The organism is Streptomyces tibetensis, assembly GCF_040647715.1.
GTDB lineage: Bacteria > Actinomycetota > Actinomycetes > Streptomycetales > Streptomycetaceae > Streptomyces > Streptomyces tibetensis_A.
Genome location: NZ_JBEZCR010000007.1, coordinates 97,524 through 118,878, shown reverse-complemented (window position 1 = coordinate 118,878; position 21,355 = coordinate 97,524). Strand labels below are relative to the sequence as shown.

18 protein-coding genes and 1 pseudogene are annotated in these 21,355 nt (G+C 70.9%); 9 read left to right on the top strand and 10 right to left on the bottom strand.

All coding sequences use genetic code 11. The features are described 5' to 3' along the window. Positions 1-5: 5 nt before the first annotated feature. Entirely contained in the window at positions 6-905 is a 900-nt protein-coding gene (locus AB0B29_RS19950; RefSeq protein ID WP_362241323.1) for a D-alanyl-D-alanine carboxypeptidase family protein, read from the bottom strand. 208 nt (positions 906-1,113) lie between these two features. Between AB0B29_RS19950 and AB0B29_RS19945 the strand changes: the two genes are divergently transcribed. Both AB0B29_RS19945 and AB0B29_RS19940 read left to right on the top strand, forming a co-directional pair. Then, a complete protein-coding gene (locus tag AB0B29_RS19945) occupies positions 1,114-1,764 on the top strand; it encodes a GntR family transcriptional regulator (protein WP_362241320.1) in 651 nt (216 codons plus the stop codon). After that, complete coding sequence (locus tag AB0B29_RS19940; protein WP_362241317.1) at positions 1,761-3,056, top strand: MFS transporter; 1,296 nt, start codon at positions 1,761-1,763, stop codon at positions 3,054-3,056. Before AB0B29_RS19945 ends, AB0B29_RS19940 begins: the two co-directional genes overlap by 4 nt. A 59-nt stretch (positions 3,057-3,115) precedes the next feature. Here AB0B29_RS19940 and AB0B29_RS19935 read toward each other — a convergent pair whose 3' ends face one another. Continuing rightward, on the bottom strand, positions 3,116-3,850 hold the full coding sequence (locus AB0B29_RS19935; RefSeq protein WP_362241314.1) for an SAM-dependent methyltransferase: 735 nt from the start codon (positions 3,848-3,850) through the stop codon (positions 3,116-3,118). Between the two features lie 306 nt (positions 3,851-4,156). Continuing rightward, the gene (locus tag AB0B29_RS19930; protein WP_362241312.1) at positions 4,157-4,981 is read right to left on the bottom strand and encodes a maleylpyruvate isomerase family mycothiol-dependent enzyme; all 825 of its coding nucleotides are present in this window, start codon (positions 4,979-4,981) and stop codon (positions 4,157-4,159) included. 181 nt (positions 4,982-5,162) lie between these two features. Here AB0B29_RS19930 and AB0B29_RS19925 point away from each other — a divergent pair, with 181 nt between their 5' ends. Further along, complete coding sequence (locus AB0B29_RS19925; RefSeq protein WP_362241310.1) at positions 5,163-5,984, top strand: carbon-nitrogen family hydrolase; 822 nt, start codon at positions 5,163-5,165, stop codon at positions 5,982-5,984. Between the two features lie 29 nt (positions 5,985-6,013). On the opposite strand, the gene AB0B29_RS19920 is transcribed toward AB0B29_RS19925, so the two are convergent. The 5 genes and pseudogenes from AB0B29_RS19920 to AB0B29_RS19905 all read right to left on the bottom strand — a co-directional run bounded on the left by AB0B29_RS19920 (position 6,014) and on the right by AB0B29_RS19905 (position 10,292). Beyond that, complete coding sequence (locus AB0B29_RS19920; protein WP_362241309.1) at positions 6,014-6,505, bottom strand: LURP-one-related/scramblase family protein; 492 nt, start codon at positions 6,503-6,505, stop codon at positions 6,014-6,016. Further along, a pseudogene (locus AB0B29_RS37785) lies at positions 6,502-6,636 on the bottom strand (AraC family transcriptional regulator); the annotation flags it as partial. The pseudogene AB0B29_RS37785 and the gene AB0B29_RS19920, both read right to left, overlap by 4 nt. A 112-nt stretch (positions 6,637-6,748) precedes the next feature. Beyond that, positions 6,749-7,003: a DUF6458 family protein gene (locus tag AB0B29_RS19915; protein ID WP_352096478.1), complete on the bottom strand. Its 255-nt coding sequence runs from the start codon at positions 7,001-7,003 to the stop codon at positions 6,749-6,751. A gap of 88 nt (positions 7,004-7,091) precedes the next feature. After that, positions 7,092-8,390, bottom strand: a complete 1,299-nt coding sequence (locus tag AB0B29_RS19910) for a M18 family aminopeptidase (RefSeq protein WP_362241307.1) — start codon at positions 8,388-8,390, stop codon at positions 7,092-7,094. Positions 8,391-8,465: 75 nt separating this feature from the next. Beyond that, a complete protein-coding gene (locus tag AB0B29_RS19905; protein ID WP_362241304.1) occupies positions 8,466-10,292 on the bottom strand; it encodes an acyl-CoA dehydrogenase in 1,827 nt (608 codons plus the stop codon). A gap of 308 nt (positions 10,293-10,600) precedes the next feature. On the opposite strand from AB0B29_RS19905, the gene AB0B29_RS19900 reads away from it, so the two are divergent. Further along, on the top strand, positions 10,601-11,068 hold the full coding sequence (locus AB0B29_RS19900) for an SseB family protein (RefSeq protein WP_053670262.1): 468 nt from the start codon (positions 10,601-10,603) through the stop codon (positions 11,066-11,068). Positions 11,069-11,080: 12 nt separating this feature from the next. Here AB0B29_RS19900 and AB0B29_RS19895 read toward each other — a convergent pair whose 3' ends face one another. Continuing rightward, the gene (locus AB0B29_RS19895) at positions 11,081-11,812 is read right to left on the bottom strand and encodes a TetR/AcrR family transcriptional regulator C-terminal domain-containing protein (RefSeq protein ID WP_362241300.1); all 732 of its coding nucleotides are present in this window, start codon (positions 11,810-11,812) and stop codon (positions 11,081-11,083) included. 150 nt (positions 11,813-11,962) lie between these two features. Here AB0B29_RS19895 and AB0B29_RS19890 point away from each other — a divergent pair, with 150 nt between their 5' ends. The 3 genes from AB0B29_RS19890 (at position 11,963) to AB0B29_RS19880 (ending at position 15,894) form a co-directional block, all read left to right on the top strand. Next, a complete protein-coding gene (locus tag AB0B29_RS19890) occupies positions 11,963-13,465 on the top strand; it encodes an MFS transporter (RefSeq protein ID WP_362241297.1) in 1,503 nt (500 codons plus the stop codon). A 174-nt stretch (positions 13,466-13,639) separates the two neighbouring features. Then, complete coding sequence (locus AB0B29_RS19885) at positions 13,640-14,617, top strand: pirin family protein (RefSeq protein ID WP_362241294.1); 978 nt, start codon at positions 13,640-13,642, stop codon at positions 14,615-14,617. 200 nt (positions 14,618-14,817) lie between these two features. Further along, positions 14,818-15,894, top strand: coding sequence for an AI-2E family transporter (locus tag AB0B29_RS19880; RefSeq protein ID WP_362241291.1), 1,077 nt, complete (start codon positions 14,818-14,820; stop codon positions 15,892-15,894). A gap of 180 nt (positions 15,895-16,074) precedes the next feature. Here the strand turns inward: AB0B29_RS19880 and AB0B29_RS19875 are convergent, their stop codons facing one another. Continuing rightward, a complete protein-coding gene (locus AB0B29_RS19875; RefSeq protein ID WP_362241288.1) occupies positions 16,075-18,213 on the bottom strand; it encodes an ATP-binding SpoIIE family protein phosphatase in 2,139 nt (712 codons plus the stop codon). Between the two features lie 179 nt (positions 18,214-18,392). On the opposite strand from AB0B29_RS19875, the gene aspS reads away from it, so the two are divergent. Next, entirely contained in the window at positions 18,393-20,156 is a 1,764-nt protein-coding gene (gene aspS, locus AB0B29_RS19870) for an aspartate--tRNA ligase (protein ID WP_362241286.1), read from the top strand. A gap of 116 nt (positions 20,157-20,272) precedes the next feature. Next, entirely contained in the window at positions 20,273-21,271 is a 999-nt protein-coding gene (locus tag AB0B29_RS19865) for an intradiol ring-cleavage dioxygenase (RefSeq protein WP_362241284.1), read from the top strand. Positions 21,272-21,355: the final 84 nt, after the last annotated feature.

Sequence of the window (21,355 nt, the reverse complement as noted above, 5' to 3'; positions counted from 1 at the left end):
CCGTCCTACCTGCTGAAGCCGTAGTTGAGCAGCTTCGTCGCGTCCGCCTTGCGGGCGTCCGGGCCGGTCGAGGCGAGGACCGTGCCGATGACCGTCTTGCCGCTGCGGGTGGCGGCGAAGACCAGGCAGTACTTCGCCTCCGGGCCGGAGCCGGTCTTCACGCCGATCGCGCCGCTGTAGCTGCTCAGCAGCGGGTTGGTGTTCTCCCACGGCGCCATCGTCCGCGTACCGCCGGACTTGGTGGTCGTCTTCGCCGTGTACTTCTTGGTCTTGACGACCGTGCGGAACGTGGAGTTCTTCATCGCCGCGCTGGCGAGCTTGGTGAGGTCGCGCGGCGTGGAGTAGTTGGCGCCGTGGCCGATGCCGTCGAACGAGTCGAAGTGGGTGTTCTTCAGACCCAGGTTCTTGGCGGTGGTGTTCATCTTGCCGATGAACGACTTCACGCGCGCCGCGCGGGTCGAGCCCGAGCCGAACTTGTCGGCGAGCGCGTACGCCGCGTCGCAGCCGGACGGGAGCATCAGCCCGTACAGCAGCTGGCGGACGGTGACCTTGTCGCCGACGATCAGCTTCGCGTTGGACGCGTAGTTGTTGTCGACGATGTATTCGCTGTAGGCCTTCTGGATCGTGACCTTGCTGTCCATGTTCAGGTTCGACTGCTTCAGCACCACCAGGGCCGTCATGATCTTGGTGGTCGAGCCGGTCGAGCGGCGCGTGTCGGCCGCCTTGGTGTACAGGGACTTGCCGGTCGCGTTGTTCATCACATAGCCGCCCTTGGCGACGATGGAGGGCGCCGAGGCGGCCTGCGCCGGCGCGACGGTGAGGGCACCGGTCGCGAGCATGGCGCCGGTGGTGACGGCGACGGCCGCGGCTCTGCGGAGACGAGTGCCCTTAATGCCGGTTATCAAGTGAAGTACCCCGATTGCGTCGAATGCCTCAACGGTGCGGCCGAGTTGAGGACGAGGGGAAGGGGGCCGCACGTGTCTGACTCGTAACTAGCACACGTGGTTGTGCTGTTGCCGAGGGGGATCCCCCCTTTGCCACGGATGTGTGACATTCAAGTCCGCATACTGGACGTATCCATTCATGCGTACGTGTTGTATCTATGCTGTCCGCATGACCCTGGCCGTGAAGCAACCGCCCGCCGCCGACCGCGTCTACGCCCATGTCAAACAGGGCGTCCTGGAACGCCGGTACGAGGGCGGGGCCCTCCTCACCGAGGGCGAGCTCGCCGAGGCCGTAGGAGTGTCGCGCACGCCGGTCCGCGAGGCGCTGCTCCGGCTGGAGGCCGAGGGGCTCATCCGGCTCTACCCGAAGAAGGGCGCCCTCGTCCTGCCCGTCTCCGCGCAGGAGATCGCCGACGTCATCGAGACGCGGCTGCTGGTCGAGGAGCACGCGGCGCGCAAGGCCGTGCCCGCGCCCGCCGGGCTCGTCGAGCGCCTCGAGGAGCTGCTGGCCCGGCAGAAGCAGCAGGCCGCCGCCGGCGACTACGCAGGCGCCGCCGTCACCGACCGCTGCTTCCACGCCGAGATCGTCCGCAGCGGCGGCAACGAGATCCTCTCCCGCCTCTACGACCAGCTGCGCGACCGTCAGCTCCGGATGGGCGTCGCCATCATGCACTCCCACCCCGACCGCATCGCCAAGACCCTCGCCGAGCACGCGGAGATCCTCGACGCGCTGCGCTCCGACGACGCGGAGACGGCCGTGGGCCTCGTGCGGCGGCACATCGGCTGGTTCTCGCACCTGGCCCGGGGAGAGGTCCGATGAGCGCCACCGCGATACCCGGTGAGCCGCCGGGCGGGCGCAGGGCGCTGGCCGTGTGGGGCACGGGCGTCTCGGTCTACTTCGTCGCGGTCATCTTCCGCACGTCCCTGGGCGTGGCCGGCCTGGACGCCGCCGACCGCTTCCACGTCAACGCCTCGGCCCTGTCCACCTTCTCCATCCTCCAGCTGCTGGTCTACGCGGGCATGCAGATCCCCGTCGGCCTGCTGGTCGACCGGCTCGGCACCAAGAAGGTGCTGGCGCTCGGCGCGGTGCTGTTCACCGCCGGGCAACTGGGCTTCGCCTTCTCCCCGTCCTACGGCACGGCGCTCGCCTCCCGGGCGCTGCTCGGCTGCGGTGACGCGCTGACCTTCATCAGCGTGCTGCGCCTGGGCAGCCGCTGGTTCCCGGCCCGGCGCGGGCCGCTGGTCGCCCAGTTCGCGGGGCTGGTCGGCATGGCCGGGAACCTCGTCTCCACGCTCGTGCTGGCCCGGCTGCTGCACGGCATCGGCTGGACGGCGGCGTTCGCGGGCAGCGCGGCCGCCGGGGGCGTGGTGCTCGTCCTGGTGCTGCTGTTCCTCAAGGACCACCCGGAGGGCCAGGAGCCCGAGCCGCTGCCGCACCAGGGCGCGGCCTACGTGCGGCGGCAGATCGCCGCCTCCTGGCGGGAACCCGGGACCCGGCTGGGTCTCTGGGTGCACTTCACCACGCAGTTCCCGGCGATGGTGTTCCTGCTGCTGTGGGGGCTGCCGTTCCTGGTCGAGGCGCAGGGGCTGTCCCGGGCGGTGGCCGGTGAACTGCTCACCCTCGTCGTGCTGTCGAACATGGTGGTGGGCCTGGTCTACGGCCAGATCGTCGCCCGGCACCACGAGGCCCGGCTGCCGCTCGCGCTCGGCACGGTCGGTACGACGGCGGTCCTGTGGGCGGCCACCCTCGCCTACCCCGGCCCCCACGCCCCGATGTGGCTGCTGATCGTGCTGTGCACGGTGCTCGGGGCGTGCGGACCGGCGTCGATGATCGGCTTCGACTTCGCCCGCCCGGCCAACCCGCCCGAACGGCAGGGCACCGCCTCCGGCATCACCAACATGGGCGGCTTCGTGGCCTCCATGACCACGCTGCTCGCGATCGGCGTCCTCCTGGACGCCACCGGCGACGACTACTCCCTGGCCTTCTCCGTGGTGTTCGTGCTCCAGGCGCTCGGGGTCTCCCAGATCCTGCGGCTGCGCGGGCGGGCGCAACGGCGGGAGCGGGAGCGGCTGGTGGCGAGCCGGGTGGAGACGGTGCACGTCCCGGCATGACGTTCACCGGGCGACGGGCCGTGGTGACGTGGGTCAGGCGGTGGTCGACGTGACGTGGGTCAGGCGGTCGGTACGAGGGTGAGGTACGCGAGGCCGAGGATGCCGCGGTAGGTGAGCCACCGGGCGCGGTGCCGGTCGAGGCGCTGCCGTGTCTCTTCCGCCAGGGGGTGACGGGGGTGCTCGGCGAGCCACACCTCGGTGTCCGCGAGGTATCCCGACTCGAACTCCTCCCATTCGTCGAGGCTCGCGGTCTCCGTCCACTCGGGCCGGAACCCCGCGTCGACGGTCATCCCGATGAGCGTCGCGAGGTCGGGGTGGTCCGTCGCGGCGGCGTCGGGCCACATGCGGGACAGCTCGTCGGAGGTCGGGGTGCGTTCCCAGAAGCCCTCGCCGAGCAGGACGCGGCCGTGGTCGGTGACGAGTCGGCGCAGCTCGGCCAGGGCCTCGGGGAGCCGTTCGCCGAGTGCCTGGCTCGACCCCACGCACAGGACGAGGTCGGCGGGGCCGCGGGCGGTACCGGTGGCGGACTCCTCGACGAATCGGACCCGGGAGGCCAGGCCGCGCTCCTCGGCGGCCTTCCGTCCGCGCTCCAGGTCGTCGGTGTCGAGGTCGACGCCGGTGCCGGTCCCCTCCGGTGCGGCGGCCAGGATGCGGAGCATGAGTTCGCCGGAGCCGCAGCCGATGTCCAGGATCGTGGCGGGGTGGTGGCGGGTGAGGCGCTGTACGAGGGCGTCCGCCCGGGGCTCGGACAGCGGGCCGTGGAAGGTGAGGCGGGTGCGGTGGGGTGGGGTCATGCGGGGGGACGCTACGGGGGGTTGTGGGGCAACGGCACGGGGTTTTCCGGGTGCTGGGCGTTGCTGCTGGGGGCGAGTGGGTCCGCAACCCGGCGGAGCGGGGTGCCTCCCCCAAGCTCTCGGCTTCGCTCGAGCAGGGGGGACCCCCACGCCCACCCGTGCCGCCCTCAGCGGCACGCATGCCCGCGGCGGGGGCGGCTCGCATGCCCGCGGCGGGGGCGGCTCGCAGGCCTGCGGCTGGGCCCCGCACATGCCCGCGCGGCTGGGCGGCTGCGCCTGCCCGCAGCGGGGGCGGGGCGGAGGGTTTTACTGCGTCACCGTGAAGTTCCTCAGGATCGCCGCCGTCAGCTCCGGGTCGCCCTCCGTCTTCAGGCGGTCGGAGACCGACTCCGGGGTCACACGGCCGCAGGCCAGGCGGACGTACGTCTCCCAGTCGAGGGTGAGGGTGGCGGCGGGGCCGAGGGCCGGGGCCGTCTCCAGGGTGCCGCGGCCCTGGATGTCGACGCGGATCGTGCGCAGGAACTCGACGGGTCCGTGCACGTCGAAGACGATCGCCGAGCTGCGCGGTGCCTGCGCGTCCTCCGCCACCACCCGCGGGAGCTCCCCGAGCAGCACGTCACGGGCGACCAGCGCGCCGGGGGAGTCGAGGTCGCCGGGGCGGCCGAGCGCCGTGCGCAGGTCCTGCTCGTGCACCCACACGTCGAACGCGTGCCGCCGCATCGACTCCTCCAGGGTGAGCTCGCTGCCGAACGGCCCCCGCACCTTCGTACCCGGGTCACGCGACTCGTTCCGCAGCTGCCGGTTGCGGCGGATGATCACGTACTCCAGCTCGGAGGTCATCTCCGGTGCCGTGTGGTGGCGGCGGACGTCGACCTGCATCTCCATGTAGCGCTGGTGCTCGTTGGTGACGTGGAAGAGGTCGCGCGGCAGGCTGTGGATGGGCCGCGGGTCGCCGAGCATCTCGCAGTCCAGACCGATGACATGGGAGACCACGTCCCGCACCGACCACCCCGGGCACGGCGTCCGCCGGTTCCACTCGGCCTCCGGGAGCGACTGGAGCAACTCGGATATCGCTTCGATGGAGTGGGTCCAGGCGTCGGCGTAGGGCTGGAGGGCGGGATGCAGACTCACGGAACGGGACCCCTCGGCGGTTCGGTCACGGGCAGGTGGTGGCGGCGTTGCCAGTGGGAGGTGGCGGCTGTCGGCGGGCGTCTCGCGAGCTAAGTTACGCTGCTGTGAGGCACCCCGGCAGTGCTTTCGTGTGACGATCGTAGGCCCGTGTGGACGGCTCGAATGCCAGGACGGTGGTAGTGTGCGCGCCTCTGTGATCCAGATTGCCGTGAACGAGGACGAATCGGTCGAAGCGCGCCGCCGACGCGTGACGGCGCTGGTCCGGGAGCAGGCCGGAGCCGATCTCGTCGTCCTGCCGGAGCTGTGGACCACGGGCGCCTTCGCCTACGAGGAGTTCGGGCGCGAGGCGGAGCCGCTCGAAGGGCCGACGTACGAGGCGATGGCGAAGGCCGCGAGCGACGCGGGCGTGTGGCTGCACGCGGGCTCCATCCCGGAGCGCACCGCATCCGACAGCGGCTCCGCCGCGGGCGACGGGCCGCTCTACAACACCTCCCTCGTCTTCTCCCCCTCCGGCGATCTGGCCGCCGCCTACCGCAAGATCCACCGCTTCGGCTTCGACAAGGGCGAGGCCGTGCTGATGGGTGCGGGCACCGAACTGGTGACGGTGCGTCTGCCCGAGACGACGCTGGGCCTGTCCACCTGCTACGACCTCCGCTTCCCCGAACTCTTCCGCGGCCTCGTGGACGCCGGTGCCGAGACGCTCGTGGTGTCGGCGGGCTGGCCGGAGCGCCGCCGCTCCCACTGGACGCTGCTGGCCCAGGCACGCGCCGTCGAGAACCAGTCGTTCGTCGTCGCGTGTGGAACGGCGGGCACGCACGCCGGAGTTCCCCAGGCCGGTCACTCGATCGTGGTCGACCCGTGGGGTGAGGTGCTGGCGCAGGCCGGTGCCGGCGAGGAGGTCCTCACGGTGGAGTTCGACCCGGGGAAGGTCGCCACCACCCGCGAGCAGTTCCCGGCGCTGAAGGACCGGCTGCTGGGGCTGGAGCCGCCGCGCAGGCCCTGAGGACCCCTGCCTGCGTACGCCCGGGCGGCTCAGTCCTCCCGCTCCTTCTCCGCCAGGTGGATCACACACACGGCCACCGCGATCAGCAGCGCCGGATCCGCGTCCTCGCGGACGACGTCCACGCCGTAGGTGTCCCGCAGAGTCAGCCACCGCCGCGAGACCACGGCCAGGAGCTCCCCGTCGTACTCGACGGCGAACTCCCGGTCCAGGATCTTCCCGCTGACGTCCAGCTCGTTGCCGTCGGCCAGGGACACCCGGTAGTGGTTGCGGAGCAGCGACAGCCGTTTCCTGCGAATGGTCGCCAGCGGCTCCCCGCCGCGCTGGAGCACCATGGTGTCGCGCAGGGCGAGCATCTTCTGGTGGATGTCGACGAGGACGCGTCCCTGGGTGTCCTTCAACTCCCAGGTGTCCCGCAGCCGCAGGGCCTTGCCGTCGACGAGGAACACCTTGCTGCCGCGCTCGTCCTCGATCCAGTAGTCGTCACCGAAGCCGAGGAGCCGGTCGTACACGAGAAATCTCATGAGACCAGGGCTTCCCCGCGGCCGCTTCCGAAACGCCGCCTGTAGGCCGACGGGCTGAGCCCTGTCGCCTGCCGCAACCGCGCCCGCAGGCCGGCGGCCGTCCCGAGCCCGCTCCCCGCCGCAGCAGCGAGGGCGCGGGGACCGAATCGTTCCCGCGCCCTCGAGCCCGACCCTTCCGTACCGAAGGGTGTGCCGCAGATCTCCGCTCTCCGCGATGCGACGGACGCCCGGGAGCCCCTGAGGTCAGACCCCGTAGCCGTCGCTGTAGCCGTCGCGGCGGTGGTGGTGTACCGCCGGGTCTTCCACGACCGGGGTCGTGGGGGGCACCACCACGCGTCGGCGCCTGGCGATGCTGCTGAACGTGGTGACGCCGATCAGTCCGACGATCATCAGGATGATGCCGACCAGGTCGAGGTTGACCCCCTGCATGTCCCAGTCGGTCGCGAACGTGAGGATGGCTCCCACGGCGATGAGGATGATGCATCCGCCGAGGCCCATGTGTGTCGCCTCCCTGTACGGTCCGGCCGTTCCGGTCCCGGAACACCGGGTACCCCCGAAGGGAACACCCATGCGGTGGCGGCCCGTTCTACCTCTCGAGGAACGCCGCCAGCGCGCCCGCGAGCAGGAACGGGTCGTCGGCGCCGCACAGTTCGCGGACGCTGTGCATCGACAGGATGGCCACGCCGATGTCGACGGTCCGGATGCCGTGCCGGGCGGCCGTGATCGGGCCGATCGTGGTGCCGCAGGGCATCGCGTTGTTGGAGACGAAGGACTGGAAGGGCACGCCGGCCGCCTCGCAGGCCGCCGTGAACTCCGCCCGTCCCGAACCGTCCGTGGCGTAGCGGTTGTTGACGTTGACCTTGAGGATCGGGCCGCCGTTGACGCGCGGGTGGTGCGTCGGGTCGTGCCGCTCCGCGTAGTTGGGGTGGACGGCGTGACCCGTGTCGGAGGACAGGCAGACGCTTCCGGCGAAGGCACGGGCCCGGTCCTCGAAGGAGCCGCCGCGGGCGAACACCGAGCGCTCCAGCACGTTGCCGAGCAGGGGCCCGTCCGCGCCGGTGTCCGACTGGGAGCCGTTCTCCTCGTGGTCGAAGGCGGCCAGGACGGGGATGGACGCCGGCTGCGACGGGGAGGAGGCGACGGCCGCCAGGGCCGCCGTGCCGGCGTGCACCGACAGGAGGTTGTCCATGCGCGGGCCGGCCAGCAGCTCGTGGTCGCGGCCCAGGTAGGCCGGCGGTTCCACGGAGTGCGTCATCAGGTCCCAGCCGGTGACCTCGCCCGCGGGGAGGCCGGCCGTCTCCTCCAGGAAGGCGATCAGGTCGCCGTCGCGGACGTCGCGGCCGAGGCCCCAGACCGGCTGCATGTGCCGCTGCTTGTCGAGCTTGAGGCCGTCGGCCGTCACCGAGCGGTCCAGGTGGATGGCGAGCTGCGGAACACGCAGCAGGGGCCGGTCGACGTTGACCAGACGCGTCGAGCCGTCGCGCAAGGTCAGCCGGCCCGCGAGGCCGAGGTCGCGGTCCAGCCAGGAGTTGAGCAGCGGTCCGCCGTAGATCTCCACGGCCACCTGGCGCCAGCCGTGCGCCCCGGTGTCGGGGAGCGGCTTGACGCGCAGGTTGGGGGAGTCGGTGTGGGCGCCGACGATCCGGAACGGCGTGTGGGGCGCGGCGCCCTCCGGCACGTACCAGGCGATGATCGCGCCGCCGCGCAGGACGTACTTGCCGCCGCTCGTCCCGTCCCAGGCGTCCGTCTCGGCGACCTGCTTGAAGCCCGCCTTCTCCAGTCGCTCGGCGGCCGTGGCCACGGCGTGGTACGGCGAGGGGCTCGCCGCCAGGAAGGTCATGAGGTCGTCGGTGTGGCCGCGGTCGAAGCGGGCTCGTTCGGTCATGGGTTCACTCTAACGACGCACGAGGGCCCGTTCCCGGTTAAGGGAACGGGCCCTCGTACAGAGGACGTGAAAGATCTAGAACGCGGCCTCGTCCAGCTCCATCAGGTCCAGCTCGACACCCTCGGCGACCTTGCGGGCCAGGGTGACGCCCGGCAGGACGTTGGCGGCGAAGAACTTCGCGGCGGCGATCTTGCCGGTGTAGAAGGCCTTGTCCTTGGCGGTGGCGGTCTCCAGCTTCGCGGCGGCGACCGCGGCGCCCTTGAGCAGCAGGTAGCCGACGACGACGTCACCGGAGGCCATCAGCAGGCGGGTGCTGTTGAGGCCCACCTTGTAGATGTTCTTGACGTCCTGCTCGGTGGCGGCGAGGTCGGTGAGCATCAGGCCGACGATGGCCTCCAGCTCCACGGCGGCCTTGGCGAGGTGCTCGCGGGCCGCGCCGAGCTCCTCGCCGCCCTCACCGAGCGCCAGGAACTTCTTGATGTCCTCGGCGAGGGAGTTCAGCGCGGCGCCCTGGTTGCGGACGATCTTCCGGAAGAAGAAGTCCTGGCCCTGGATGGCCGTGGTGCCCTCGTACAGGGTGTCGATCTTGGAGTCCCGGATGTACTGCTCGATCGGGTACTCCTGCAGGAAGCCGGAGCCGCCGAAGGTCTGCAGCGACTGGGCGAGCTGCTCGTAGCCCTTCTCGGAGCCGTAGCCCTTGACGATGGGCAGGAGCAGGTCGTTCAGGGCCTCCAGGGCGGAGACGTCCTCGCCGGCGGCTTCCTTGACCTGGATCTCGTCCTGGATGGAGGCCGTGTAGAGCACCAGGGCGCGCATGCCCTCGGCGTAGGCCTTCTGCGTCATGAGCGAGCGGCGCACGTCGGGGTGGTGGGTGACGGTGACCTTGGGCGCGGTCTTGTCCATGAAGTTCGCCAGGTCGGGACCCTGGACGCGCTCCTTGGCGTACTCCAGGGCGTTGAGGTAGCCCGTGGAGAGCGTGGAGATGGCCTTCGTGCCGACCATCATGCGGGCGAACTCGATGATGCGGAACATCTGGCGGATGCCGTCGTGCTTGTCGCCGATCAACCAGCCCTTGGCGGGGTGCTGGTCGCCGAAGGTCATCTCGCAGGTGTTGGAGGCCTTCAGGCCCATCTTGTGCTCGACGTTGGTGGCGTAGACGCCGTTGCGCTCGCCCAGCTCGCCGGTCTCGAAGTCGAAGAGGTACTTCGGGACGAGGAAGAGCGACAGGCCCTTGGTGCCGGGGCCGGCGCCCTCGGGGCGGGCCAGCACGTAGTGGAGGATGTTCTCCGACATGTCGTGCTCACCGGAGGTGATGAAGCGCTTCACACCCTCGATGTGCCAGGAGCCGTCTTCCTGCTGCACTGCCTTGGTGCGGCCGGCGCCCACGTCGGAGCCCGCGTCGGGCTCGGTGAGCACCATCGTGGAGCCCCACTGCTTGTCCACGGCGACCTTGGCTATGTGCTTCTGGACCTCGTTGCCCTCCTCGAAGAGGATGCCGGCGAACGCCGGGCCCGAGGAGTACATCCACACGGCCGGGTTGGCGCCCAGGATGAGCTCGGCGTAGGCCCAGATCAGGGAGCGGGGCGAGGTGGTGCCGCCGATCTCCTCGGGCAGGCCGAGCCGCCAGTACTCGGAGTCCATGAAGGCCTGGTAGCTCTTCTTGAAGGACGCGGGGACCGGCGCGGTGTTGGTCTGCGGGTCGAAGACCGGCGGGTTGCGGTCGGCGTCGATGAAGGACTCGGCCAGCTCGTTCTCCGAGAGGCGGGTCATCTCCTCCAGGATGCTCTTCGCGGTCTCGACGTCCATCTCCTCGAACGGGCCGGTGCCGTACACCTTGTCGCGCCCGAGTACTTCGAAGAGGTTGAACTCGATGTCGCGGAGATTCGACTTGTAGTGCCCCATGGCGACGGCTCCCGGCTCCGTAGAGAGATCGGCGAGGCACTGGATCCTCGCGCTAGTTCACGTACCAACAAGTAGCTACGATGATGCTACCCGTCGGTAATAAGAAGCAACCCCGATCCGTCATCTGTGACAGGTCACACCGGAACGGTCAGTGTCACGGTGTAGCCGCCGGCCGCGTCCACCACCGTCAGCCTGATCGTCGGAGCCGCCGCGGCGATCCACAGACCGGGCGCTGCCGACTCGCTGTCGGTTTGCCGGGAACGCCGTACCGGCCCGCCGGCCCGCCCGCTCTCGGTACGCTTGCGCTCATGTACGGCTACGACCAGACAGCGGGCCCGCAAGGGCAGTACGCCCCTCCGCAGCAGCCGATGTCCGGCGGATACGGGCAGCAGCCGCCGCTGTACCCCGAGCCGTCCCCGCCCTCCCTCACGGACGCGGTGCGCGCCTTCACCACCGGGCAGATGGCCGCCGAGGACTTCCAGCAGGTCTTCGCGACCTCGAAGGTGTACTGCCCGCGCGGCGACAACCCCGGGTTCCTCGCCCTGCACAACACCCAGCAGCCGGTGATCCCGATGTTCAGCACGCTCAAGGAGCTGCGCCGGTACGCGGGCAAGGAGTCCAAGTACTTCGTGATCACCGGTGCCGAGGTGCTGGACCTGCTGCCGACCGGCTACGGCTTCGTCCTCGACATGGAGGGCGAGCACCGCATGGTGTTCGACGCGAAGGCCGTGGAGCAGATGGTCGAGTTCGCGATGCGCCGGATGTACGGCGGCTGACCAGCGACTTCTCTACCGCGGCAGGCGCAGCGCCAGGCCGTCGAGGACGACCTCCAGACCGTAGGCGAACTTGTCGTCGCGCAGCTTGGCCGGGTCGGCCGCCCGGGCGCTGGTCTCGGGGCCGGCTGCCGCCAGGTGGTCGTAGCCGGCCGACGCCTGCTGGGCTGCAGGCAGCAGGCGGGCGACGAACTCCGACTCGCTCTCCCCGGAGCGGGCGACCGTGGTGAGCCAGGCCGCCTCGGTCGTGCTCATGCCGATGACGTACGAGAAGACGGCGTCGATCGCCCGGCTCGGCTCGGGGAATCCCGCCGCGGTGAACAGGGCCGCCAGCCGCTCCGAGAAGCTCATGTAGTTCGGCCCCAGGTAGGCGAGCCCCGCCTGGCCGAGGACCAGGGTCAGCCAGGGATGCCGTAGCGCCGTCGTACGGAAGGACCCGGCCGCCTCGGTCACCGCCGCGCGCCAGTCGGGTGCGCCGGCCTGCGGGACGTGGATCTCGGCGGCGACCTCGTCGACCGCGAGCTCCATCAGTTCGTCCTTCGTCGCCACGTGCCGGTACAGCGAGGTCGCTCCGGCGTTCAGGCGTGCGCCGAGCTTGCGCATGGAGAGCGCCTCGATGCCCTCGGCGTCGAGCATCGCGATCGCCTCGCGCACGATCGCGGCCCGGCTGAGCGCGGGCTGGTCACTGCGGCGCTGCTCACGGGTCCAGACGGACGGGATGGGCTTCTTGTCCTCGGCCCTGCTCATCGGGGTCCTCCTGTTGAACCTCTGTCTGCGAACAGCGTGCGCAGCCAGCGTACAGAACTCAAGGGTTGCGAACAGCGTTCCTCTCTGCGTACGGTGTGCGCATCGACGGAACGGTGTTCGCAGGAAGTGTTCGCGGGAGGGGAAGAGGACATGGAAGCTCGCAATCCACGCCGCTGGTGGATCCTGATCGTGCTGTGCCTCAGCACGCTGGTGCTCGTCGTCGACAACATGGCGCTGACGGTCGCCGTGCCCACGCTGACCGAGGACCTCGGCGCGAGCGCCCAGGACATGCAGTGGATCCTCGACTCCTACACCCTGGTCTTCGCCGGGCTGCTGCTGACCTCGGGAAGCCTCGGGGACCGGTTCGGGCGCCGGAGGGTGATGCTGATCGGGCTGCTGCTGTTCGGGGCGGCCTCGCTGGGGGCGGTGTTCTGCTCCGGCCCGGGTGAGCTGATCGCGGTGCGGATCGCGATGGGCGTCGGCGGCGCGCTGATCATGCCCTCGACCCTGTCGATCCTGATCACCGTCTTCGACGATGACGAGCGGCCCAAGGCGATGGCGGCGTGGGGCTCGGTGTCGATGCTGGGGCTGGTCGGCAGCCCGGTGCTCGGCGGCGTGCTGATCGACCACTTCGCCTGGCAGGCGATCTTCCTGATCAACGTCCCGATCGTAGGCCTCGCGCTGCTGGCCGGTGTGCTGCTGATGCCGGAGTCGAAGGCGGCGTGGCAGAAGCCGGATCCGCTGGGCGCGGTGCTGTCGGCGGTGGGCATGACGGCCCTGGTGTGGTGGATCATCGAGATCCCGCAGCACGGCGCGTTCGGCAGCCGCTCCCTGATCGTCCTGGCCGTCGCGGTGCTCGCCTTGGCCGGCTTCGTGACCTGGCAGAACGTGACCCCCTCGCCGATGGTCCCGCTGGTCCTCTTCAAGCACCGCAACTTCAGCGGGGGATCGCTCTCCCTGGCGCTCGTCCAGATCGGCAACGCCGGTCTGCTGCTGGTGCTGACCCAGTACCTCCAGTTCGTCCTCGGCTGGTCCGCGGTCAAGGCGGGCCTGGCCTTCCTGCCGCTGGCCGTGGCCGCGCTGGCCGGCAACGCGGCCGGGGCGCAGCTCGCCGTCAAGGCGGGCAACCGGTTCGTCATCCTCGGCGGGATGCTGCTGATGGCCGCGTCCTTCGGGTTGCTGACCACGCTCAGCGCCGACAGCGGCTTCACCGTCCCGGCCGTGGCGCTGGGGATCCTGGGCCTGGGCGCCGGTCTGGCGATGCCGGCCGCGGTGGCCGCGCTGATGGGCACCATCCCGGAGGACAAGGCGGGCGTGGGCTCGGCCCTCAACGACACCATCCAGCAGTCCGGCACCGCCCTCGGCATCGCGATCCTCGGCTCCCTGCTCTCCGGCGGCTACGCGGACGAGATGCCGGCGGGCGCCCCCGGGCAGGCCCGGGAGTCCATCAGCGGCGCCCTGGCCGTCGCCGGCGGTGACACGGGGCTGGTGCGGGCGGCCCGGGAGGCCTTCGCCGCCTCGATGTCGACGACCTTCACGTTCAGCGCGCTCGGCGTCCTGGCCGCGGCGGTCGTCGCCACGCTGGTGATGCGCGACCGCGGGACGCCCGCTCCCGCCGGCTCCGCGAGCGAGGAGCGCGAGCTGGTCGCCTGACCCCGGCACTCGAGGCCGTCACCCCACAACGGGGTGACGGCCTTTCGCCCTGCCGGTCCCGCGTGGTTCGCTGCGCCGTCCCCCGGGGCGGGAATGTCTTCCCGGTTTTCTCCGTTCAGGGTGGCAGGAAGTTCAACGCTCAACTAAACTGGGCGTACACGAGGAGGAACCGACATGCCTGCAGTGACCGTCGAGAACCCGTTGACGCTGCCCCGCGTGAGCGCACCGGCCGACGCCGTGGCCCGTCCCGTGCTTGCCGTCACGACCGCTCCGAGCGGTTTCGAGGGCGAGGGCTTCCCGGTACGCCGGGCGTTCGCGGGGATCAACTACCGCCATCTCGACCCGTTCATCATGATGGACCAGATGGGCGAGGTGGAGTACGCGCCGGGCGAGCCCAAGGGCACGCCGTGGCACCCGCACCGCGGCTTCGAGACCGTCACCTACATCATCGACGGGATCTTCGACCACCAGGACTCCAACGGTGGTGGCGGCACCATCACCAACGGCGACACCCAGTGGATGACCGCGGGCTCGGGCCTGCTGCACATCGAGGCCCCACCCGAGCATCTCGTCGTCTCCGGCGGGCTCTTCCACGGCCTGCAGCTGTGGGTGAACCTCCCGGCCAAGGACAAGATGATGGCCCCCCGCTACCAGGACATCCGCAGCGGCTCGGTCCAGCTGCTCACCTCCCCCGACGGCGGCGCGCTGCTGCGTGTCATCGCCGGTGAGCTGGACGGCCACGAGGGTCCGGGCATCACGCACACGCCGATCACGATGGTCCACGCGACCCTCGCGCCGGGTGCGGAGCTGACCCTGCCGTGGCGTGAGGACTTCAACGGCCTCGCGTACGTGCTGGCGGGCAAGGGTGCGGTCGGTGCGGAGCGGCGGCCGGTCCACATGGGCCAGACCGCGGTCTTCGGCGCGGGCTCCTCGCTGACCGTCCGGGCGGACGAGAAGCAGGACGGGCACACGCCGGACCTGGAGGTCGTCCTGCTCGGCGGGCAGCCCATCCGCGAGCCGATGGCCCACTACGGCCCGTTCGTCATGAACACCAAGGACGAGCTCATGCAGGCCTTCGAGGACTTCCAGAAGGGCCGCCTGGGCACGGTCCCGGCCGTGCACGGGATGACCGCGAGCGGTCCGCAGGACTGACACGGCAGCGGCCGAGCCGGGCCGGGCGTCCCTGCGCACGCCAGAGGCCCGGTGGCTGACGCCCCGTCACTCGGGCGGGCCTCCCCGAGGGGACGGCCCGCCCGGTGCCGTGGCGCTGCGGCACGGGTCTGCTGACGGCCCGTCACCCTGGCGGGTCCCTCCGACGGGACGGGTCGCACGGGGCGTGGTCGGGTGGGCTTGTGCAGGCCTCCACCCCGCCGCTCCCCGAAGCCGCCCGGCGTTTCGCCGCCTGGTGTGCCGTTCTGCTGCTGCTCGCCGGAGTCGTCTACGTCGGGATCCGGCTCGTCGTGGAGTTCCGGACCGCCGTCGTGCCCGTGCTGCTCGCGCTGCTCGGGACGGCGCTGCTCGGGCCGCTGCACCGGCGGCTGGTGAAGGCCGGAGTGAACCGGTCGGTGGCGGCCGGGCTCACCTGTGTCGCGGTGGTCGCCGTGGTCGGCGGGGCCGTGTACATCGTGGTCGCCGCGCTCATCGACACCGGCGACGAGATCGTCGCCTCGCTCAAGCAAGCAGCCCGGGGCGTCTCCGAGCACTTCGGGGCGGCCGGCACCTCGCTGGACGACCTCGCTTCCAACGCCCGGGAGCTGCTGGGGAAGTTCGGCGGTACGGCCGCCTCCGGCGTGATCAGTGGCGTCAGTGTGGTCGGTGAGTCCATCGCCATGGCCGTCCTCGCGCTGCTGCTCGTCTTCTTCTTCCTGCGCGACTCCGACAAGGCCGCCGGGACGCTGCGTTCGCTGTCGCCCCGCGGGGCGGCCGACACCCTGGAGGCCATGGCGCGGCGGGCCCTGAGGGCCGTCGAGGGGTTCATGCGCGGCACGACCCTGATCGCCCTCATCGACGCGCTCTGCATCACGGTCGGGCTGCTCGTCCTGGACGTGCCGGGTGCGGCCGGGCTGGGCGCGCTGGTCTTCGTCGGCGCGTACATCCCCTACCTGGGCGCCTTCATCTCGGGAGCCCTGGCCGTGCTGGTCGCGCTCGCCGACCGGGGGTTCGTCATCGCGCTGTGGGCGCTCGGGGTGGTCCTCGCCGTGCAGGTGCTGGAGGGGCACGTGCTCCAGCCGATGATCCAGAGCCGGACCGTGCAGATGCACCCGGCGGTGGTGATGGTGACGATCACGGCCGGGGCGTCCGTCGCCGGGATCCTCGGCATGCTGCTGGCCGTCCCGCTCACGGCGGCGGCCTTCGGCATCATCCAGGAACTGCGCACCCGCTACGGCGACCAGGAGCCACCGCCGCCCGGGCCGTCGGGGGAGGCGTGACGGTACGGACTCCACGTGCCGCCGCCCGAGCCGCTGTGGGGAGGCGTGGCCGTCCAGGAACGCGCGAACTGCCGCTGCAGGACCGCCGTCCGGGCCGCCCCGCAGCAGGCGTGGCCGTCCAAGGACGCGAACTGCCGCTGCAGGACCGCCGTCCGGGCCGTCCGGCCGCAGGGGTGGCCGTTACGGTGACCAGGGGCCGTCGGCCGGGCCGTCCAGGGATTCGTGGAGCTCGAACCAGATGCTCTTGCCCTCGCCGCGCGGCTCCACCCCCCAGGCGTGCGCGAGCAGCTCGATCAGGACCAGGCCGCGGCCGGACGACGCCAGCTCCCCGGGGCTGCGCCGGTGCGGCAGGTCGTCGCCGGCGTCCGTGACCTCGATCCGCAGCCGCCGCCCGCCCACCTCGCCCGTCATCTCGGCGACCAGCAGCGCGTCGGAGTCGGTGTGCACGAGGACGTTCGTCAGCAGCTCGGACAGCAGCAGCACCGCCGAGTCGACCTGGTCGCGCGAGGCCCAGTCGTGCAGCAGCTCACGCAGCTGCTGCCGGGCCACCGCGACCCGCTCAGACTCGGCCTGCGCCACGGTCAGCACCGAGCGCCGCACCGGAGGCCGTACGGTCATCGCGTCGCCGCAGCCGCAGCCCCCGCCCTCCCGGCTCAGCAGCAGCAGCGCGATGTCGTCCTCGCGGCGGTCCGCGAGCGGGCCGGTGGTGTGGTGCGAGGACGGTCCGTGCACGGCCTGCACCAGGGCGTCGGCGAGTTCCTCCAGATCACCCTTGTGCTCCTCAAGGATCACACGCAGCCGCCGCCAGCCGGTCTCCAGGTCGTGGCCGCCGGTCTCGAGCAGGCCGTCCGTGCAGATCAGCATGGTCTCGCCGGGTTCCAGGGTGAGCCGGGTCGTGGGGTAGTCGGCGTCCGGGTCGATGCCCAGCGGCAGCCCGCCCGATGTCGGCCGGGTCAGCACCGTGCCGTCGGCCAACCGGATCGCCGGGTCCGGATGCCCGGCGCGGGCGATGTCCAGCACCCCCGACGCCGGGTCGACCTCGACGTACACGCACGTCGCGAAGCGCGGGTCGGCCGGGTCCTCGTCGCTGATGCCGTGCAGGAAGCGGGAGGCGCGCGACAGCACCGCGTCCGGCCGGTGCCCCTCCGACGCGTAGGCCCGCAGGGCGATCCGCAGCTGGCCCATGAGGCCCGCCGCCCGTACGTCATGGCCCTGCACGTCACCGATGACCAACGCGAACCGCCCGCTGGGCAGCGGGATCACGTCGTACCAGTCGCCGCCGACCTGGAGCCCGCCGCCGGTGGGGACGTAGCGGGCGGCGACGCTCATGCCCGGGATGCGCTGCGGTCCGAGCCGCGGCAGCATCGTGCGCTGGAGGCCGTCGGTCAGTGCCCGCTCGCTCTCGGCCAGGCCCGCGCGGGCCAGGGCCTGTGCCAGCATCCGGGCCACCGTCGCCAGCACGGACCGCTCGTCCGGGGTGAACGCCACCGGGTAGGTGAACGCCGCCATCCACGCCCCCATCGTGCGCCCGGCCACGGTCAGCGGCAGGAACGCCCAGGAGCGGCGGCCGAAGCGCTCGGCGAGCGGCCAGGTCAGCGGGTAGCGGGCCTTGTACTGCTCGGCGGAGGACAGGTAGACGGCCCGGCCGGTCCGCACCACCTCGGCGGCCGGGTAGTCGGTGTCCAGCGGCATTTCGGCGAACGGGTTCTCGGTGCCCCGTTGCTGCCCGTGGTGTCCGATGACGGTCAGGCGATCGCTCGCCACGCCGAACACCGCGAGGCCGTCCGGGGAGAACCCGGGCATCGACAGGTTCGCCGTGACCCGCAGGACCTCCTGGGTGGAGCGCGCCTCGGCCAGGGCCCGGCCCGCGTCGAGCAGGAACGCCTCCCGTGAGCGTCGCCAGTCCCCGGTCACCGCACTGCGCCCGGCCGGAGTGCCCGGTGTCGGCTCGGTGACCTCCTGGAGGGTGCCGATCAGCCGGTATGCCTTGCGGGCCCGGTCGAAGGACGGCTTGGAGCGGCTGCGGACGACCCGGACGACCCGGCCCAGCTCGTCCATGATCCGGATCCGGACCTCGGCGAGGGTGCCCTCGGCCACGGCCAGCTGGACCACACCGGTGATCTCGTTCCAGTCGACGGGGTGCAGCCGGGCCCGGGCCTGGGCCTCCGTGAGGCTGACCTGCTCGGCGGGCAGCCCGAGCAACCGGGCTGCCTCGGCGTCGACCGTGACCAGCCCGGTGGCGGTGTCCCAGTGCCACAGGCCGGTCGCGAGGGCGGCAAGGGCCTCCCCCACGGCGGGCAGAGGCTCGCCAGTGCGCATTGCCCTACTTTAAGAAGACGCGCTCGAACGCTGCCACCGATAAGGGCCACGGGCCCGAACGGCGGTGGCTGCGTGCTCGATCGACAACTGGGGAGAGTCGATCTTCGCCTGCCCGGTACGCTGGGGAGGCGTTTCACGTGAAACACAGACCCCGATCAGCGAAGACTGGATGAACGACGATGCATCGGTACAGGTCCCACACCTGCGGCGAGCTCCGCTCCTCTGACGTCGGCAGCGACGTCCGGCTGAGTGGCTGGCTGCACAATCGGCGCGACCTGGGCGGCATCCTCTTCATCGATCTGCGCGATCACTACGGCATCACGCAGCTCGTGGCCCGGCCCGGCACTCCCGCCTACGAGGCCCTCGACAAGCTCTCCAAGGAGTCGACCGTCCGCGTCGACGGCAAGGTCGTCTCCCGGGGGGCCGAGAACATCAACCCCGAGCTGCCGACCGGCGAGATCGAGGTCGAGGTCGGCGAGGTCGAGCTGCTCGGTGCGGCCGCCCCGCTGCCCTTCACGATCAACACCGAGGACGGGGTCAACGAGGAGCGGCGCCTGGAGTACCGCTTCCTCGACCTGCGTCGCGAGCGCATGCACAAGAACATCATGCTGCGGTCGTCGGTGATCGCCTCGATCCGCTCGAAGATGGTCGCCCTCGGGTTCAACGAGATGGCGACGCCGATCCTGTCCGCGACCTCCCCCGAGGGCGCCCGTGACTTCGTCGTCCCCTCCCGCCTGAACCCGGGCAAGTTCTACGCCCTGCCCCAGGCGCCGCAGCAGTTCAAGCAGCTGCTGATGATCTCCGGCTTCGACCGGTACTTCCAGATCGCGCCCTGCTTCCGTGACGAGGACGCGCGCGCCGACCGCTCGCCGGGCGAGTTCTACCAGCTCGACATCGAGATGAGCTTCGTCGAGCAGGAGGACGTCTTCCAGCCCGTCGAGAAGCTCATGACCGAGCTGTTCGAGGAGTTCGGCGGTGGCCGCCACGTCACCTCGCCGTTCCCGCGGATCCCGTTCCGCGAGGCGATGCTGAAGTACGGCTCCGACAAGCCCGACCTGCGCGCCCAGCTCGAACTCGTCGACATCACCGACATCTTCGCGGGTTCGGAGTTCAAGGCGTTCGCCGGCAAGCACGTGCGCGCCCTGCCCGTGCCGGACGTCTCCGGCCAGCCGCGCAAGTTCTTCGACCAGCTCGGCGACTACGCCGTCTCGCAGGGCGCCAAGGGCCTGGCCTGGGTCCGCGTCGCCGAGGACGGCTCGCTGACCGGCCCGATCGCGAAGTTCCTCACCGAGGAGAACGTCGCCGAGCTGACCAAGCGCCTGTCGCTCGCGGCCGGCCACGCGGTGTTCTTCGGCGCGGGCGAGTTCGACGAGGTCTCCAAGATCATGGGTGCGGTGCGGGTCGAGGCCGCCAAGCGTGCCGGGCACTTCGAGGAGGGCGTGTTCCGGTTCTGCTGGATCGTCGACTTCCCGATGTACGAGAAGGACGAGGAGACCGGCTCGATCGACTTCTCGCACAACCCGTTCTCCATGCCGCAGGGCGGCCTGGAGGCCCTGGAGACCCAGGACCCGCTGGACATCCTCGGCTGGCAGTACGACATCGTCTGCAACGGCGTCGAGCTGTCCTCCGGCGCGATCCGGAACCACGAGCCGGAGATCATGCTCAAGGCCTTCGAGATCGCCGGGTACGACCGCGAGACCGTCGAGGAGAAGTTCGCGGGCATGCTGCGGGCCTTCCGCTTCGGCGCCCCGCCGCACGGCGGCATCGCCCCGGGCGTCGACCGCATCGTCATGCTGCTCGCCGACGAGCCCAACATCCGCGAGACCATCGCCTTCCCGCTCAACGGCAACGCCCAGGACCTGATGATGGGCGCCCCGACGGAGCTGGACGAGGCCCGGCTGAAGGAGCTGCACCTGTCGGTGCGCAAGCCCCAGCCGAAGTAGGCGACTCCCGTGAGTGGCTCGGTACCGGCGCCGGTTCCGAGCCACTTTCGCGTCCAGGGCTCTCACCCAGCTCCTGCCCAGGCTCCTGACAGCCGTGCTCCCTAGCTTCCTGTCCCATGACGGGACAGGAGAAGGCCCAAGGGCCGAAACACAAGAAGGACCTGACGCGCCGAAAGGTCATCATCGCGGGAGCCGGTGCGGTGCTGGCGGCGGGTGCCGGTGGTTCGTTCGCGGCGGGCGCGTTCGCCGGCGAGGAGACGGCGGCAGCCAAGGGCAAGGCGTCCGGGACCTCCGGCGAGGCCTGCTACAAGCTGACCTCGGAGACGACCGAGGGCCCCTACTACATCGACGCGGACAAGCTCCGCCGGGACATCACCGAGGAGCAGGAGGGCATCCCGCTCACCCTGCGCCTGAAGGTCATCGACGCCGACACCTGCAAGCCCCTGGCGAACGCGGCCGTCGACATCTGGCACTGCAACGCGCTGGGCGTGTACTCCGGCTACGAGGCGATGGGCAGCGGGGGCGGTGGTGGAGGCGGCGGTACACCGCCCTCCGGTACCCCGAGCGGCACCCCGAGCGGCACCCCGACCGGGAGCCCCACGGGTGCGCCCCCGGGAGGTGGCGGCGGGGGCGGCGGGGGCCACGAGGAGCCCACCGACGACGAGCGCTACCTGCGGGGCACGTGGCGGACGGACAAGAAGGGCGAGGTCGTCTTCCGCACGGTCTTCCCCGGCTGGTACCAGGGCCGCTGCGTCCACATCCACACCAAGGTGCACGTGAACGGCACCTGGACCGAAGCGGGTTACGAGGGTGGCACGACCTGCCACACCGGCCAGCTCTTCTTCGACGAGGCGTCCGTGCTGGCCACGGCCGAGGTCGCGCCGTACTCCACCAACACCACGACCCGCACGACCCTCGACGAGGACACCATCTACCCGGGCAACGGCACCGAGGGCGGGCTGCTGAAGCTGAAGTACAAGAAGGGCGCCATCGCCAAGGGCGTCGACGCCACGCTCACGATGGGCGTCGACCCCGAGGCGACGCAGGACGGCACGGGGGGCTCGGCCCAGCCGGGCGCGTCGGCTCCGGCTTCGGCTTCGGCGACCGCGAGCTGACGCGGACTTGTGGGGCGGACGTGTGCGGGCAGGTCCCGACCGTCCGTTCCACATTCACAGACATGGACTTCTGTCCCACCCGTT